The organism is Mycobacterium sp. E1747 (genome assembly GCF_001667775.1).
In the GTDB taxonomy this organism is placed as follows: Bacteria; Actinomycetota; Actinomycetes; order Mycobacteriales; family Mycobacteriaceae; genus Mycobacterium.
Genome location: NZ_LZJI01000091.1, coordinates 1 through 16,179, shown reverse-complemented (window position 1 = coordinate 16,179; position 16,179 = coordinate 1). Strand labels below are relative to the sequence as shown.

Genomic DNA, 16,179 nt, shown 5'->3' with positions numbered 1-16,179 from the left:
TCTAGTGTCACGGCCAACCGACCGATACCGGTCACCGAACACACCGAACCATAGGAGAGGCACCATGACGCAAGCCCCCGACCGCGAGAAGGCCCTCGAACTGGCGATGGCCCAGATCGAGAAGAGCTACGGCAAAGGCTCGGTGATGCGTCTCGGCGACGAGATGCGTCAGCCGATCTCGGTCATCCCGACCGGATCCATCGCACTGGACGTGGCCCTGGGCATCGGCGGCCTGCCCCGCGGCCGGGTCGTGGAGATCTACGGCCCGGAGTCCTCGGGTAAGACCACCGTCGCCCTGCACGCCGTGGCCAACGCCCAGGCCGCCGGCGGCGTCGCGGCGTTCATCGACGCCGAGCACGCCCTGGATCCGGACTACGCCAAGAAGCTCGGCGTCGACACCGACTCCCTGCTGGTCAGCCAGCCCGATACGGGGGAGCAGGCCCTCGAGATCGCCGACATGCTGATCCGCTCGGGCGCCCTGGACATCCTGGTCATCGACTCGGTGGCGGCCCTGGTGCCGCGCGCCGAGCTCGAGGGCGAGATGGGCGATAGCCACGTCGGGCTGCAGGCCCGGCTGATGAGCCAGGCGCTGCGGAAAATGACTGGCGCGCTGAACAATTCGGGCACCACTGCCATCTTCATCAACCAGCTGCGCGAGAAGATCGGGGTGATGTTCGGCAGCCCCGAAACCACCACGGGTGGAAAGGCTTTGAAGTTCTACGCCTCGGTGCGCATGGACGTGCGCCGGATCGAGACCCTCAAGGACGGCACCAACGCGGTGGGCAACCGCACCCGGGTCAAGGTCGTCAAGAACAAGGTGTCGCCGCCGTTCAAGCAGGCCGAGTTCGACATCCTCTACGGCAGGGGGATCAGCCGGGAGGGCTCGCTGATCGACATGGGCGTGGAGCAGGGCTTCATCCGCAAGTCGGGTTCCTGGTTCACCTATGAGGGCGAGCAACTCGGCCAGGGCAAGGAGAACGCCCGCACCTTCTTGATGGAGAACGCCGACATCGCCAACGAGATCGAGAAGAAGATCAAGGAAAAGCTTGGCATTGGTGCGGTTGTGACCGATGACGACGTCTTGCCCGCCCCCGTCGATTTCTGAGCCCTCTCGCGAGGAGCAGGCGCGCGCCCTGTGCCTGCGCCTGCTCACCGTGAGGGCGCGCACGCGCGCCGAGCTGCACGGCCACCTGGCGAAGCGGGGCTACCCGGAGGACGTCAGCGCCGCCGTGCTGGACCGCCTGGCCACCGTCGGCCTGGTAGACGACGCCGACTTCGCGCAGCAGTGGGTGCGGTCTCGCCGGGCGAAGGCCGGCAAGAGCAGGCGTGCCCTGGCCGCCGAATTGCACACCAAGGGCGTCGACCGGGACGTGATCACCTCGGCGCTGTCCGAAATCGACGCCGGCGCCGAGCGGGACCGGGCCGAGGAGTTGGTGCGCGCCAAGCTGCGTCGCGAGACGTTGGCCGGCGACGACGCGAAGGTGACCCGCAGGCTGGTCGGAATGTTGGCGCGTCGCGGCTACAGCCAGAACTTGGCGTGTGAGGTCGTTCTCGCCGAGCTGGCCGCCGAACGGGACCGCCGCCGGGTCTAGCAGCGGTTTCTCGGGCGCCGCCGGGTCGCCGTACCATGGCCCCGTGACTTCGATGGTGATGCAGGACGCCGCGGGCGCGCCCGACGGCGCCGGGGCGCGCACCTATCAGGTCCGCACCTACGGCTGTCAGATGAACGTCCACGATTCGGAACGGTTGGCGGGCCTGCTGGAAACCGCCGGTTACCAACGCGCGCCTGACGGTGCCGACGCCGACGTGGTGGTCTTCAACACCTGCGCCGTGCGCGAGAACGCCGACAACAAGCTGTACGGCAACCTCAGCCACCTCGCCCCGCGCAAGCGCGGCAACCCCGAGATGCAGATCGCCGTCGGGGGCTGCCTGGCCCAGAAAGACCGTGACGCGTTGCTGCGCAAGGCGCCCTGGGTGGACGTGGTCTTCGGAACGCACAACATCGGATCCCTGCCCACGCTGCTCGAGCGGGCCCGGCACAACAAGGCCGCCCAGGTGGAGATCGCCGAGTCGCTGCAGGAGTTTCCCTCCGCGCTGCCGAGCGCACGCGAATCGGCTTATGCCGCTTGGGTTTCCGTCTCCGTCGGGTGCAACAACAGCTGCACCTTCTGCATCGTGCCCGCGTTGCGCGGCAAGGAGGTCGACCGCAGCCCGGCCGACGTCCTGGCCGAGGTGAGAGCCCTGGTGGACGACGGCGTGCTCGAAGTCACGCTGCTGGGCCAGAACGTCAACGCCTACGGGGTGTCCTTCGCCGACCCGGCGCTGCCCCGCGATCGCGGCGCCTTCGCGCGGCTGCTGCGGGCCTGCGGGGACATCGACGGGCTGGAACGCGTGCGGTTCACCTCCCCGCATCCGGCCGAATTCACCGACGACGTCATCGAGGCCATGGCACAGACGCCGAATGTCTGTCCCGCCTTGCACATGCCGCTGCAGTCGGGCTCCGACCGGGTGCTGCGCGCGATGCGGCGCTCGTACCGCGCCGAGCGCTACCTGGGCATCATCGACCGCGTGCGGGCCGCCATGCCGCACGCCGCCATCACCACCGACCTGATCGTCGGGTTTCCCGGCGAGACCGAAGAGGATTTCGCCGCCACCCTAGATGTGGTCCGGCAGGCCCGGTTTGCGGCCGCGTTCACCTTCCAATACTCCAAGCGGCCCGGCACCCCGGCCGCCGAACTCGACGGCCAGCTTCCGAAAGCCGTTGTGCAGGAACGGTACGAGCGGCTGGTCGAGCTCCAGGAGCAGATCTCGCTGGAAGGCAATCGCGCGCTGATCGGCCAGACCGTGGAGTTGCTGGTCGCCGCCGGCGAGGGCCGCAAGGACACCCGCACCGCGCGCATGACCGGTCGCGCCCGCGACGGGCGCCTGGTGCACTTCGGCGCCGACGACCGGGTGCGACCCGGGGACCTGGTCACCGCGGTCATCACCCAGGCGGCCCCGCACCACCTGATCGCCGACGCCGGCATCCTCGCCCATCGCCGAACCCGCGCGGGCGACGCGCACGCCGCCGGGCGGCGCCCGGGCGGCGTCGGCCTCGGCATGCCCGCCGTCGGACCGCCCGCCGACCCCACAGAACCCCTTGGATGTGCCCGATGATGGAAGAACGCCCCGACCTCGACGCCTTGCGCACGGAAATCGAAGCCGCTGAACGGCGGGTGGCACGCGGATTCGACCCGGGCCCACGCGGCTTCGTCGTCGCGATCCTGGTTTTCGTGCTGCTGGGCTCGTTCATCCTGCCGCACACCGGCGCGGTGCGAGGCTGGGACGTGTTGTTCAGCAGTCACGGCGCCGGGGCGGCGGCGGTGGCCCTGCCGTCGCGGGTGTTCGCCTGGCTGACGCTGGTGTTCGGCGTCGGATTCTCCATGCTGGCCTTGGTGACGCGCCGCTGGGCACTGGCCTGGATCGCGCTCGCGGGCTCCGCGCTCGCCGGGGCGGCCGGTCTGTTGGCCATCTGGTCACGCCAGACCGTCGCCGCCGGGCACCCGGGCCCGGGGGCGGGGCTGATCGCGGCGTGGGTCGTCGTCCTCGCGCTGACCTACCAGTGGGCGCGCGTGGTCTGGTCGCGCACCATCGTGCAGCTCGCGGCCGAGGAGCAGCGGCGCCGGGTCGCGGCGCAGCAACAGTCGAAGACGCTGCTGGACAGCCTCAACGACCAAGCCGGGCCCGACGGCCCGGCGCTCCGGGGTCCCGACACCTAGGGCTTACGCGTTAGCGCCTCGGCGGCAGCCTGCGCCCATTGCCGCCACTGTTCGGCGTTGGCCCTGGCCTCCTGCGCCTCTTTGGTGCGGCCCGCCGCGGCGGCCTTCTGCGCCTGCTGCTCGTACTGGTCGGCGCGAATGCGGAATTGCTCGGCGCGGGCCTGCGCCTGGGGATCCGACCAATCGGCCTCGCCCGCGTCGCGCACCTTCTTCTCGACGGCACGCAGCCGGCGCTCCAATTCGGCGGACCGCTCCCGCGGCACCTTGCCGATGGCATCCCACTTCTCGGCGATCGAGCGCAGTGCCGCCCGGGCCGCGTCGTGATTGCTGGTGTCGATCTTCTCCGCCTCGGCCAGCAACGCTTCCTTGGCCGTCGCATTGGCCCGCAGCTCGGCGTCCTTCTCCGCGGTCGCCGCGTTGCGCGCCGTGAAGAACACGTCCTGGGCTGCCTTGAAGCGCCGCCACAGGGCGTCGTCGACGTCCTTGGCCGCCCGGCCCGCCGCCTTCCACTCCGTGAGCAGCTTGCGGAATTCGGCGCTGGTGGTGGTCCATTCCGTCGAATCGGACAACGCCTCGGCGCGTTCGCACAGTCGTTCCTTGGCCTGCCGAACGCCCACGCGCTCGCGGTCCAGCTCGGCGAAGTGGGCCCCCCGCCGCCGGTTGAAGGCCTCACGGGCGGCCGAATAGCGCTTCCACAGCGCGTCGTCGACCTTGCGGTCCAGGCCGCTGATGGTCTTCCACTCGTCGAGGATGGCCCGCAGCCGGTCACCGGCCGCCTTCCACTGCGTCGAGTTCGCGGCCAACTCCTCGGCCTCGGCGGCCAGCGCCTCCTTGCGGGCGGTCTGCGCGGCGCGGTGCTCGTCGCGGCGGGAGCGCTCCTGCGCGACGGCGGTCTCGACCTGATCGATGAGGCTGGCCAACCGGCTGGCGAGCGCGTCGACGTCGCCAAGCACGGCCGCCGTCGGCAACGCTTCGGCCAGCTCGGACGCGTGCGCCTTGATCTTGCGGGCGTCGCCGGTCCCCGCCGCGAGTCGCTCCTCCATGAGGGTGACCTCGGTACTCAGGTCGTCGAAGCGGCGACCGAAGTGGGCGAAAGCAGCCTCGCGATCGCCGGCCTGCCATGAGCCGACGACGCGCTCGCCGGCCGCGGCGATCAGCCAGACCGTGCCGTCGTCGTCGACGCGCCCGAACTGATGCGGATTGCTGCGCGGGGGCGCCGGAATCGGGTGGACGACGGGCCGCGGCGCCGCGCTCGACGGCCGCGGGCCGGGTCGAGGACCCGGGCGTGGGACCGGGCGCGAAACCGGTCGGGGCACCGGTCCGCCCGGGTCGGATCCCTGGGGTTCGTCAGCCGTCATGCGCTCGTCACCTACCCTTCGCGCGGTGGGAAGTCCGCGCACCTGCCGCGCGTAGCGGCACCGTCTGCTACATCCGTGGGGCGGCCCTCGCGACCTTCCCAACAGCTGCTCAACAGTATTCAAGCAGCTTGTCGGCCCGCGCGCCGCCACCCTGGTGATCCCGCTCCAGATGCATCGGAGCGGACGCATGGGGTATCACAGTTGTCCGTACCCCGACTCGGACGGAGAAACCATGGCCAAGGCGGACATCGCCGCTTTGCTCGCCTTGGCATCCGCGCTCTGCGTCGCAATCGGCGACGTCTTGCAGCAGCGGGCGACGCACCGGATCACCGACTCATCTGTCGGGCAGCTCACACTCGTCCGCCGGCTACTCGGCAACCGGCGCTGGCGGTGGGGCGCCCTGACGCTCGTGGTCAGCATTGTGTTGCAGGCGGCCGCGCTTGACCAGGGCTCGGTGTTGCTGGTGCAGGCGTTGCTCGTCCTTTCGCTGCTGTTCGCGCTGCCGATCAGCGCGAGGTTGGCCGGCCGCGCGGTGACCGCCCGGGAGTGGGCGTGGGCCCTGGTTCTGACCGCCGCCGTGACGGTGATCGTGACGGTCGGCAACCCGCAGGCGGGCCACTCGACCGTGGCGCTGCGGACGTGGGCCGTGGTGGCGGCGGTGCTGGTGCCGCTGCTGGCCGGTTGCGTGCTGGCCGCCCGGATCTGGGGCGGTGCGCTGGCGGCGGGGCTGCTGGCCTTCGTGTCCGGCTCGCTGTGGGCCGTCTTCGCCGTGCTCGCCAAGGGCGTGGTCCAGCGGATCCGCGAGGGCGGGTGGGCGGTGGTCGAGACACCCGAGCTGTACGCCTGGCTGGTGGTCGCGGTGGCGGCCTTCGCGTGGGAGCAGTCGGCGTTTCGCGCCGGCTCCCTGACCGCGTCGATGCCGACGCTGGAGGTGTCCCAGCCGGTTGTGGCGGCGTTGCTGGGCGTCGTCGTCCTGGGCGAGACGCTCAACACCGGGCGCGCGGGAATGATGGCGCTGGGGGCCGCGGCGTTGGTGATGACCGCCGCCACCGTCGAGCTCGCCCGCGTCGACGCCTGCGCGACGCACGACCGGGTCGCGGCGGCGCCCGGAGACGCCGCCCCGCAGCCGGCTTAGCGGGCCGTCGACCCCAGAGTGAACTCGAGGTTGCCCACAGCCGTTACATAGGTTGATCGCGTATCAACTAAGGGTGATCGCGGGCGAGCAGCAGCGTGGGCGGCGTCATACAGTTGTTGCTGAACTGATCGCAAATATTGCGTGTATTTGCCCGAGCCCCAGGGAAAGCTGGTCGGGACAATCTGGAGGTGGGGGGTCGCTCAATGTCGAAGGTTGATGTCGCGGCGTTGATTGCGTTGTGCGCGGCGCTGGCATCCGCGGTCGGCGACGTGATCCGTCAGCGCTCTGCGCAGGAGATCACGGACAAGCAGGTCGGCCACCTGGAGCTGTTCCGCATGTCACTGAAAGACACCCGGTGGTGGCTGGGCGGGGTGGCGGCGATCGTCAACTACAGCCTGCAGGCCGGCGCCCTGGCCTGGGGTTCGGTCGTGTTGGTCACTGCGCTGCAGGTGACGGCGTTGCTGTTCGCCCTGCCGATCTACGCGCGGCTGACGAAGCGGCGGGTCACCCGCTGGGAGTGGGTATGGGCGGTGGTGCTCGCCGGCGCCCTGGCGGTGGTCATCATCGTCGGCGACCCCGCCTCTGGCCATCAGCGCGCGTCGGTCGAGACGTGGGCCATGGTGGCCGCGGTGATGGCGCCGCTGCTGGTGGCGTGCGTGGTGGCCGCGCGGATCTGGTCGGGCAGCCCGTTCGCGGCCGCCCTGCTCGCGGTGGTCGCGGGCTCCGCGTTGGCGTTGTTCGCCGTGCTCACCAAGGGGATCGTCGAGGTCGGCGAGAACGGCCCGCTGGCCGTGCTGACCGCACCCGAGTTCGTCCCATGGCTGCTGCTGGCGCTGACCGGGATGATCTTCCAGCAGTCGGCGTTCCGCGCCGGTGCGCTGACTGCCTCCATGCCGACGATGACCGTGGCGAAGCCCGTGGTGGCCGGTCTGCTCGGCATCTTCGTGCTCGGCGAAACGCTGCACGCGGACGGGCCGAAGGCCTTCGTGCTGGTAGCCGCGATCGCGGTGGTGATCGTGGCCACGGTCGCGCTGGCCCGCGGCGAGGCCGCCACCATCGTCGCCGAGGTCGGTCGAGACGACGGAACCGTCACGCCGGGCGCGTGGTCGTCCGCCGAAGCCGAGGCCGAGCCTTTTAGCACGGGCCCGGTAGTCGCGGCTGCCGAGGCCTGAGCGCACGCGTCGGGCGAAGCATTAGTTTGGTGGCGTGCTTAGCGGGATTGCCATTGTTCCCTCGGCGCCGCTGCTGGTGCCCGAGCTCGCCGGAGGGGCCGCCGCGGAGGTGACCGACCTGGTGGCCGCGGTGCTGGCGGCGGCCGCCTTCCTTCCCGCCCGCTGGACCGTCATCGGGACGGGGACACGCGACGGGGTGTGGGGACCTGAGGCCGCGGGAACGTTCGCGGGTTTCGGGGTGGACATCCGGGTCGGGCTTTCGCCCTGGTCCGGCGCCCCGGCCGCCGCCGAGCTGCCCGTCTCCGCGCTGCTCGCCGGCTGGGTTCGCGGTCAGGTCCGCCCCGAAGCGGCCGCGGAGGCCCGGATCTACCGCGCCGACCACGACGCCGAGACCGCAATGGCCGAGGGCCGGGCGTTGCGCGCCGACGTCGACCGGTCGGCCGAGCCGATCGGGGTGCTGGTCGTGGCCGACGGCGCGAACACTTTGACGCCGGCCGCGCCCGGCGGATACGACCCGGCCAACGCCGACGCGCAGCTGGCCCTCGACGACGCGCTGGCGACCGGTGACGTCGCCGCACTGACGCGGCTGCCGCGCCAGATCCTGGGACGCGTCGCCTTCCAGGTGCTGGCCGGCCTGACCGAGCCCGGGCCGCGGTCGGCCAAGGAGCTCTACCGGGGGGCGCCCTACGGGGTGGGCTACTTCGCCGGCGCCTGGCAGGTCTGAGGTGACCGTGCGACCGCTGGCGATCATCGGCCCCACCGGAACCGGCAAGTCACAGCTGGCACTCGATGTCGCCGAACGGCTCGAGGCTGCCGAGATCGTGAACGCCGACGCAATGCAGCTCTATCGCGGCATGGACATCGGCACGGCCAAGCTGCCCGTCGGGCAACGCCGGGGCATCCCGCACCACCAGTTCGACGTGTTGAACGTCACCGAGACCGCGACGGTCGCCCGCTATCAGCGCGCCGCCGCCGCGGACGTCGAGGCGATCGCGGCCCGCGGCGCCGTCCCGATCATCGTGGGCGGCTCGATGCTCTACATCCAATCGCTGCTCGACGACTGGTCGTTCCCCGCGACCGATCCCGCGGTTCGGGCGCGCTGGGAGCAGCGGCTGGCAGAGATCGGCATCGGCGGGCTGCACGCCGAGCTGGCCCGACGCGACCCCGCCGCCGCGGCGGCCATCCTGCCGACCGACGCCCGGCGCACCGTGCGCGCGCTCGAAGTGGTCGAGCTGACCGGCCGCCCGTTCGCCGCGTCCGCGCCACGCATCGGCGCCCCGAGGTGGAACACCGCCATCGTCGGATTAGATTGCGAGACAACGACTCTGGATGAGCGGCTGGCCCGCCGCACCGACGCCATGTTCGACCAGGGCCTGGTCGACGAGGTCACAGCGCTGCTCGGCGAGGGCTTGCGCGAGGGGGTCACCGCGTCGCGCGCCCTGGGCTACGCGCAGGTGATCGAGGCGCTCGACGCCGGAGGTGGCGCCGAGCGGCTGCGGGACGCGCGCGAACAGACCTACGTGGGCACCCGACGCTATGTGCGCCGGCAGCGGTCCTGGTTCCGCCGCGATCACCGGGTTCACTGGCTGGACTCTGAAAAAGGGGCGGCCGACGGCGCCCGGCTCGTCGACGAAGCGCTGGGGGTTCTGGGCCACGTATCCTGAGCAGGTGATTCGCGCCGACGACGATGCTGCCGGCGCGGCCGGAGCTGAGGAGTGGCGCGCATGATTTTCGCCAAGGGCCACGGCACCGAGAACGACTTCGTGGTGCTCCCGGACGCGCAGGCCACGCTCGACCTCACCGCCGCACGGGTGGCCGCCCTGTGCGACCGGCGGCGGGGATTGGGCGCCGACGGGGTGCTGCGGGTCACCACCGCCGGGGCCGCGCTGGCCGCCGGCGTGCTGGACCGCCTGCCCGACGGCGTAGCCGCGACCGACTGGTACATGGACTACCGCAACGCCGACGGGTCCATCGCCCAGATGTGCGGCAACGGCATCCGGGTGTTCGCGCATTACCTGCGGGCCAGCGGCATGGAGTCCCGCGACGAATTCGTGATCGGGTCGCCGGCCGGCGCCCGGACGATCAGCGTGCACCACGCCGGCGCGACGCACGCCGACATCAGCGTCGACATGGGCAAGGCGAACACCTTCGGCCCGGGCAGCGCCGTCGTCGGTGGCCGCCGATTCTCCGGCCTGGCGGTCGACGTCGGCAACCCCCACCTGGCGTGCGTGGTCCCGGACCTGACCGCCGAGGAACTGGCGGGGCTGGACGTCGCGGCGCCGGTGAGCTTCGACCACGCCCAATTCCCGGAGGGAGTGAACATCGAAGTCCTCACCGCGCCGGCCGACGGCGCGGTCCGGATGCGGGTGCACGAGCGGGGCGTCGGCGAGACCCGCTCCTGCGGCACCGGCACGGTCGCGGCCACGGTCGCCGCGCTGGCCGCCGCCGGTGCGGACACCGGCACGCTGAAGGTGCGGGTGCCCGGCGGCGACGTCGTCGTCACCATCACCGACGCCACCAGCTACCTGAGGGGACCGTCGGTATTGGTGGCGCGCGGGGAGATCAGCGGGGAATGGTGGGACGCCCAGCGACGTTAATTGAGGTGCACGACGCCGATTCACCGTGCATCATCGTGTATTGCCTATGACACGTCCTGAATTCTCCAATCCCGCTGTGCCGGAGCCGAGCACCGGCGAACTCGCCCTGGAAGAACGGTCGGCGCTGCGCCGCGTCGCCGGGCTGTCCACCGAACTCACCGACGTATCCGAGGTCGAATACCGCCAGCTGCGCCTGGAGCGCGTCGTGCTGGTGGGCGTGTGGACCGACGGCACCGCCGCCGACAGCGAGGCCAGCATGGCCGAGCTGGCGGCCCTGGCCGAGACCGCCGGCTCCCAGGTGCTCGAAGGGCTGATCCAGCGCCGCGACAAGCCGGACCCGTCGACGTATATCGGCTCGGGCAAGGCCCAAGAGCTGCGCGAGGTGGTGCTGGCGACCGGCGCCGACACCGTGATCTGCGACGGTGAACTGTCCCCGGCGCAGCTCACCGCGCTGGAAAAGGCGGTGAAGGTGAAGGTCATCGACCGCACCGCGCTGATCCTGGACATCTTCGCCCAGCACGCCACCAGCCGGGAGGGCAAGGCGCAGGTGTCGTTGGCCCAGATGGAGTACATGCTGCCGCGGCTGCGCGGCTGGGGTGAGTCGATGTCTCGGCAGGCCGGTGGCCGCGCCGGCGGCAGCGGGGGAGGCGTGGGCCTGCGCGGTCCCGGTGAAACCAAGATCGAGACCGACCGCCGCCGCATCCGCGAACGCATGGCCAAGTTGCGCCGCGAGATCAAGGACATGAAGCAGGTCCGCGACACCCAGCGCAGCCGCCGCCGGCAGAGCGACATGCCGTCGATCGCGATCGTCGGCTACACCAACGCCGGCAAGTCGAGCCTGCTCAACGCGCTGACCGGGGCTGGGGTGCTGGTGCAGGACGCGTTGTTCGCCACGCTGGAGCCCACCACCCGCCGCGCCGAGTTCACCGACGGTCGCCCGCTGGTGCTCACCGACACCGTCGGGTTCGTCCGGCACCTGCCTACCCAACTCGTCGAGGCGTTCCGCTCCACGCTCGAGGAGGTCGTCGACGCGGACCTGCTGCTGCATTTGGTCGACGGCTCGGACGTCAATCCGTTGGCCCAGATCAACGCGGTGCGCGAGGTGATCTCCGACGTCATCGCCGACCATCACGGCGACCCGCCGCCCGAGCTGTTGGTGGTGAACAAGGTGGACGCCGCGAGCGGACTCACCCTGGCCGAGCTCCGTCACGCCCTGCCCGGCGCCGTGTTCGTCTCGGCCAGGACCGGGGAAGGCATCGACGCCCTGCGGTGCCGGATGGGCGAGCTGGCCGTCCCCGCCGACACGGCCGTGGATGTGGTGATTCCCTACCACCGCGGCGACCTGGTGGCCCGGCTGCACGCCGACGGGCGCGTGCAGCAAGAGGAGCACAACCCGGACGGCACCCGGATCAAGGCGCGGGTCCCGGTGGCGCTGGCCGGGCACCTGCAGGAGTTCTCGACGCGTTGATCCGGCCCGCCCGGGTCACCCCGGCGGCTGCCGACCAACCGCCTGGTTGGTATATGTTGGGCAGCAGAGTTCCCCGTCGCCGGAGGTCATCCACATGGGCACTGCCGTCACGTATCAGCGCACTCTTTTCGAGCCGGAGCACGAGCTGTTCCGCGAGTCCTACCGCGCCTTCCTCGATCGCCACGTCGCGCCCCACCACGACGAATGGGAGAAGGCCAAGATCGTCGACCGTGGCGTGTGGCTCGAAGCCGGCAAGCAGGGCTTCCTCGGCATGGCCGTCCCCGAGGAATACGGTGGCGGGGGCAATCCGGACTTTCGGTACAACACCATCATCACCGAGGAGACCACCTTCGGTCGCTACAGCGGCATCGGCTTCGGGCTGCACAACGACATCGTGGCGCCCTACCTGCTGGCCCTGGCCACCGAGGAGCAGAAGCAGCGCTGGCTGCCGAAGTTCTGCACCGGCGAGCTCATCACCGCAATCGCGATGACCGAGCCGGGGACCGGCAGTGACTTGCAGGGCATCAAGACCCGCGCGGTCGCCCACGGCGACCACTACGTGCTCAACGGCGCAAAAACGTTCATCACCAACGGAATCAACTCCGACTTGGTGATCGTCGTGGCGCAGACCGATCCGGCCAAAGGGGCGCAAGGCTTTTCGTTGCTCGTCGTCGAACGCGGCATGGAGGGCTTCGAGCGCGGCCGGCACCTGGACAAGATCGGGCTGGACGCGCAGGACACCGCCGAGCTGTCCTTCACTGATGTCAAGGTTCCCGCCGAAAACCTGCTGGGACAGGAGGGCATGGGATTCATCTACCTGATGCAGAACCTGCCGCAGGAGCGGATCTCGATCGCCATCATGGCGGCCGCGGCGATGGAGCAGGTATTGACAGACACGGTGCAATACACCAAGGAGCGCAAGGCATTTGGCAAGTCGATCGGCAGCTTCCAGAACAGCCGCTTCGTGCTCGCCGAGCTGGCGACCGAGGCCACCGTGGTGCGCATCATGGTCGATGAGTTCATCCGTCTGCACCTGGATAAGAAGCTGACCGCCGAGCAGGCGGCCATGGCCAAGTGGTACGCCACCGAGAAGCAGGTGCACCTGATCGACCGGTGCCTGCAACTGCACGGCGGCTACGGCTACATGCGTGAGTACCCCGTGGCCCGCGCCTATCTGGACGCGCGGGTGCAGACGATTTACGGCGGCACGACCGAGATCATGAAGGAGATCATCGGCCGCAGCCTCGGGGTCTAGACCGACAACGGCGACGCCATCGGAACGGTCAATTCGCCCGCCGGCGGCAAACGCGGTCGATGCCCGCCGGGCGGGCCTCTTTTCGGCTAGATCACCGGTGAGTTAATGGCTGCACGTACGGTCGGCGCATGTGTTTCGGATACGCCCGCCCAGTGGCGCATCGTGAAAAGCGCGGCACGGGCACGAGCGGCCACACTTGTGGGCTATTGCGCAGGCATGCGATCGGTTCAGGAGTCGGCGCGATAAGCCAGACGTCACGCGGGCGATGGTGCGGTTCGTCGCGATTTGAGCGTGGCTCGGCATCATTTCGACATCGGCGTGGTATCCGTTTTTGTAATATGCGTGATTTGACTTCGTATTTCTCGTTGGCTGGAGCAAAGTTATGCAAGCCCAACGATAATGCGGCGCGGTGCGGGGTTGTTTCCGCCCGGTCGGAGAACGGCCCCCTCGCCCGCTCTGTAGCTACGGGCATAGCCGCTGATGGAGCCGTAGCCGTCGGCTGGGAGGCTTGGTGAACGGGCAGAGAGGTCACATGCGCAGGCTGGTCGGGAGCGCGCTGGTCGCCTTGACCGCCATCGCCACAACCGCCGCCTTGCTGGCGCCTTCGGCGGCGGCGTCTCCGATCGGTGACGCCGAGGCGGCCATGATGGCCGCCTGGGAGAAGGCCGGTGGGGATGGTTCGCCCCTGGGCCCCCGCAAGGGCGACGTCTACCCAGCGGGCGACGGTTTCGAGCTCAACTTCGACGGCGGCAAGATGTTCTTCACGCCGGCGACGGGCGCCAAATTCGTTTACGGCCCGATCCTGGACAAATACGAAATGCTGGGCGGCCCGGCCGGCAGCGATCTGGGCTTCCCCGCGATCGACGAGGTGCCCGGTCTCGCCGGGCCCGACAGCCGGGTGGCCACCTTCTCGGCCAGCGACAAGCCGGTGATCTTCTGGACGCCCGACCACGGCGCCTTCGTGGTGCGCGGCGCGATCAACGCCGCGTGGGACAAGCTCGGCAGCTCGGGTGGGGTGCTGGGCGTCCCGGTCGGCGACGAAACCTACAACGGCGAGGTGTCCGCCCAGAAGTTCAGCGGCGGCCAGGTCTCGTGGAACAGGCAGACCAAGCAGTTCACCACCGAGCCAACGGGATTGGCCGATCAGCTGAAGGGTCTGCAGGTGGCGATCGATCCCACCGCGGTCATCAACATGGCCTGGCGCGCCGCCGGTGGCCCGAATGGACCGCTGGGCGTCAAGAAGGGTGCGCAGTATCCGATCGGCGGCGACGGGATCGTCCAGGACTTCGCCAACGGCAGGGTGTATTTCAGCCCGGCGACCGGCGCGAACGCCGTCGAGACCGACATCCTGGCCAAGTACGAATCGCTCGGCGGCCCGGCCGGCAGCGACCTGGGTTTCCCCACTGCCAACGAAGCCGACGGCGGCATCCCGTCCAGCCGCGTCGCCACCTTCTCCGGGGCCGACAAACCGGTGATCTTCTGGACTTCGGAGCGGGGCGCGTTCGTGGTGCGCGGCGCCATGAAGGCGGCATGGGACAAGCTGCGCGGACCGACCGGCAAGCTGGGCGCGCCCGTCGGCGACCAGTCCGTGGACGGCGACGTGGTCTCTCAGCAGTTCGTCGGCGGCAAGATCTCGTGGAACCGGGCGAAGAACACGTTCAGCACCGACCCGGCCAATCTCGCGCCGTTGCTGTCGGGCCTGCAGGTATCGGGGCAGAACCAGCCGAGCACTTCGGCGGCGCCCGCCCATCCCAAGAAGTTCGCGTTGCAGTGGTGGTGGCTGCTGGCCGGGATTCCGGTGCTGGTGCTGATCGTCTTGGCCGGGTTGCTGGCCCTCGGTTGGCGTCGGCGGCGCGCCGCGCCTGTCGGTGCCGGCTACGAGCCGCACAGCGACCAAGACCTCGGTTACGAGGCGGTGGGCGACCAGCGCTGGGGGCCCGACGGCGTCAGCGCCGAGCACTTCGCCGACCAGCCGGAGGCGGCCGAAGCCGAGGCCGCCGGGCGCGTCAGCTGGCGGCGCCGCGGCGCGGACGAGGATGTCCACGGGGTCGAGGAGAACGACCCCGACGCGGTGGACACCGACTCCTTCTCCGCGGTCTCCCCGGCCGCCCTGTCGGACGCGGGCTACCCCGAAACGGAATCCGGCTACGCCGAGTCCGACTACAGCGAGTCCAATTACAGCGAATCCGCATACGGCGAAGCGGATTACGCCGAGGCCGAGTACGTCGAAGCCGAGCACGCCGAAGACGCGCATGAGCCCGCCTATCCGGAGGCCGACCGCACCGACGAGGAGTACGCCGACGCCGAGTACCTCGACGTCGCGGCGCCGCACACGCCTCCCGAGTACGAGGGCGCCGGCCCCGGCGCCCCGGCCCCCGAGCCCGGGTATCCGGACGTAGCGGTACCGCATGTCCCGGAGGACGTCGCCGAGGCCCCCACCCCAGAGGCCGCCGCTCCGGAAGCCGTCGCGCCCGAGGTAGCCGTCGCCGCAACCGAGCGGCGAGGCGGGCGGCATGCTGCGGCGGACGACGAGGACAGCGGCGCGGCGGGAGGCTCGCCCGGGCGCCCGACCATTCACCTACCGCTGGACGACCCCTACCAGGCGCCCGAGGGATACCCGATCAAGGCGAGCGCCCGATTCGGGCTGTACTACACGCCGGGCAGCGACCTCTACCACGACACGCTCGCCGAGATCTGGCTGTCCAGCGAAGAAGTCGCGCAGGCCAACGGCTTCGTCAAGGCGGACTGAGCCGCCGGGACTAGACCTTGCGGATCACCGTGACGACCTTGCCCAGCACGGTTGCCTCATTGCCGGGAATCGGGTCGAACGCCGGGTTGTGCGGCATCAGCCACACCTGACCGCCTGCCCGCTTGAACGTCATTCGCGCGTCGGTCACCAGCCGCGGTTACCCCCCGAGCATCCGGGAGATCGGCGACGCCGTAGGCCTGACGTCGACGTCGTCGGTGGCTCATCAGCTGCGCACCCTGGAGCGCAAGGGCTACCTGCGTCGCGACCCGAACCGCCCCCGGGCGGTCGACGTGCGCGGCGCAGACGACGAGGTGGCGGCGCCGGCCACCGACGTCGCCGGCTCGGACTCCCTGCCGGAGCCGACGTTCGTGCCGGTCCTCGGGCGCATCGCCGCCGGTGGACCGATCCTCGCCGAGGAAGCCGTCGAGGACGTCTTCCCGCTGCCGCGCGAGCTGGTCGGTGAGGGCACGCTGTTCCTGCTGAGGGTCGTCGGCGACTCCATGGTCGAGGCGGCGATCTGCGACGGCGACTGGGTGGTGGTGCGTCAGCAGAACGTCGCGGACAACGGCGACATCGTCGCGGCCATGCTCGACGGGGAAGCCACCGTGAAGACGTTCAAGCGGGCAGGCGGTCAGGTGTGGCTGATGCCGCACAACCCGGCGTTCGACCCGATTCCCGGCAATGAGG

14 protein-coding genes and 1 pseudogene are annotated in these 16,179 nt (G+C 70.2%); 13 read left to right on the top strand and 2 right to left on the bottom strand.

Annotation, left to right across the window (positions count from 1 at the left end):
• Positions 1-64 precede the first annotated feature (64 nt).
• Genes recA through A5695_RS09525 form a run of 4 tightly spaced genes read left to right on the top strand, consistent with a single transcriptional unit; the run spans position 65 to position 3,758 of the window.
• Positions 65-1,105 carry a recombinase RecA gene (recA, locus tag A5695_RS09540; protein ID WP_067268999.1) on the top strand — a complete coding sequence of 347 codons (1,041 nt, stop codon included), beginning with the start codon at positions 65-67 and terminating at the stop codon, positions 1,103-1,105.
• Complete coding sequence (gene recX / locus A5695_RS09535) at positions 1,071-1,592, top strand: recombination regulator RecX (RefSeq protein ID WP_068080323.1); 522 nt, start codon at positions 1,071-1,073, stop codon at positions 1,590-1,592. The genes recA and recX overlap by 35 nt, the downstream gene beginning before the upstream one ends.
• 52 nt (positions 1,593-1,644) lie before the next feature.
• Entirely contained in the window at positions 1,645-3,156 is a 1,512-nt protein-coding gene (gene miaB / locus A5695_RS09530; protein WP_068080321.1) for a tRNA (N6-isopentenyl adenosine(37)-C2)-methylthiotransferase MiaB, read from the top strand.
• Positions 3,144-3,758, top strand: a complete 615-nt coding sequence (locus A5695_RS09525) for a hypothetical protein (protein WP_156749550.1) — start codon at positions 3,144-3,146, stop codon at positions 3,756-3,758. Before miaB ends, A5695_RS09525 begins: the two co-directional genes overlap by 13 nt.
• Here the strand turns inward: A5695_RS09525 and A5695_RS09520 are convergent.
• Positions 3,755-5,116 (bottom strand): DUF349 domain-containing protein, encoded by a 1,362-nt coding sequence (locus A5695_RS09520; protein WP_068080316.1) that lies wholly within the window; start codon positions 5,114-5,116, stop codon positions 3,755-3,757. The two genes, A5695_RS09525 and A5695_RS09520, sit on opposite strands and share 4 nt — an antisense overlap.
• 232 nt (positions 5,117-5,348) lie before the next feature.
• Between A5695_RS09520 and A5695_RS09515 the strand changes: the two genes are divergently transcribed.
• The 8 genes from A5695_RS09515 (at position 5,349) to A5695_RS09480 (ending at position 15,492) form a co-directional block, all read left to right on the top strand.
• Positions 5,349-6,251 (top strand): DMT family transporter, encoded by a 903-nt coding sequence (locus A5695_RS09515; protein WP_068080314.1) that lies wholly within the window; start codon positions 5,349-5,351, stop codon positions 6,249-6,251.
• A gap of 203 nt (positions 6,252-6,454) precedes the next feature.
• Positions 6,455-7,423 (top strand): DMT family transporter, encoded by a 969-nt coding sequence (locus tag A5695_RS09510; protein WP_068080313.1) that lies wholly within the window; start codon positions 6,455-6,457, stop codon positions 7,421-7,423.
• 34 nt (positions 7,424-7,457) lie between these two features.
• Positions 7,458-8,147 (top strand): hypothetical protein, encoded by a 690-nt coding sequence (locus tag A5695_RS09505; RefSeq protein WP_068080311.1) that lies wholly within the window; start codon positions 7,458-7,460, stop codon positions 8,145-8,147.
• 7 nt (positions 8,148-8,154) lie between these two features.
• Positions 8,155-9,087 carry a tRNA (adenosine(37)-N6)-dimethylallyltransferase MiaA gene (gene miaA, locus A5695_RS09500; protein ID WP_068080356.1) on the top strand — a complete coding sequence of 311 codons (933 nt, stop codon included), beginning with the start codon at positions 8,155-8,157 and terminating at the stop codon, positions 9,085-9,087.
• Between the two features lie 60 nt (positions 9,088-9,147).
• Positions 9,148-10,020, top strand: a complete 873-nt coding sequence (gene dapF / locus A5695_RS09495; protein ID WP_068080354.1) for a diaminopimelate epimerase — start codon at positions 9,148-9,150, stop codon at positions 10,018-10,020.
• 46 nt (positions 10,021-10,066) lie between these two features.
• Complete coding sequence (hflX, locus tag A5695_RS09490) at positions 10,067-11,488, top strand: GTPase HflX (RefSeq protein WP_068080309.1); 1,422 nt, start codon at positions 10,067-10,069, stop codon at positions 11,486-11,488.
• Between the two features lie 94 nt (positions 11,489-11,582).
• Positions 11,583-12,743 (top strand): acyl-CoA dehydrogenase family protein, encoded by a 1,161-nt coding sequence (locus A5695_RS09485; RefSeq protein ID WP_068080307.1) that lies wholly within the window; start codon positions 11,583-11,585, stop codon positions 12,741-12,743.
• Between the two features lie 532 nt (positions 12,744-13,275).
• A complete protein-coding gene (locus A5695_RS09480; protein ID WP_068080305.1) occupies positions 13,276-15,492 on the top strand; it encodes an LGFP repeat-containing protein in 2,217 nt (738 codons plus the stop codon).
• Positions 15,493-15,502: 10 nt separating this feature from the next.
• On the opposite strand, the pseudogene A5695_RS27435 reads toward A5695_RS09480, so the two are convergent.
• Positions 15,503-15,622, bottom strand: a pseudogene (locus A5695_RS27435) (repressor LexA); the annotation flags it as partial.
• Here A5695_RS27435 and lexA point away from each other — a divergent pair.
• A partial coding sequence (gene lexA / locus A5695_RS09475; protein WP_068080352.1) for a transcriptional repressor LexA occupies positions 15,615-16,179 on the top strand: 565 nt, incomplete at its 3' end. The pseudogene A5695_RS27435 and the gene lexA overlap by 8 nt on opposite strands.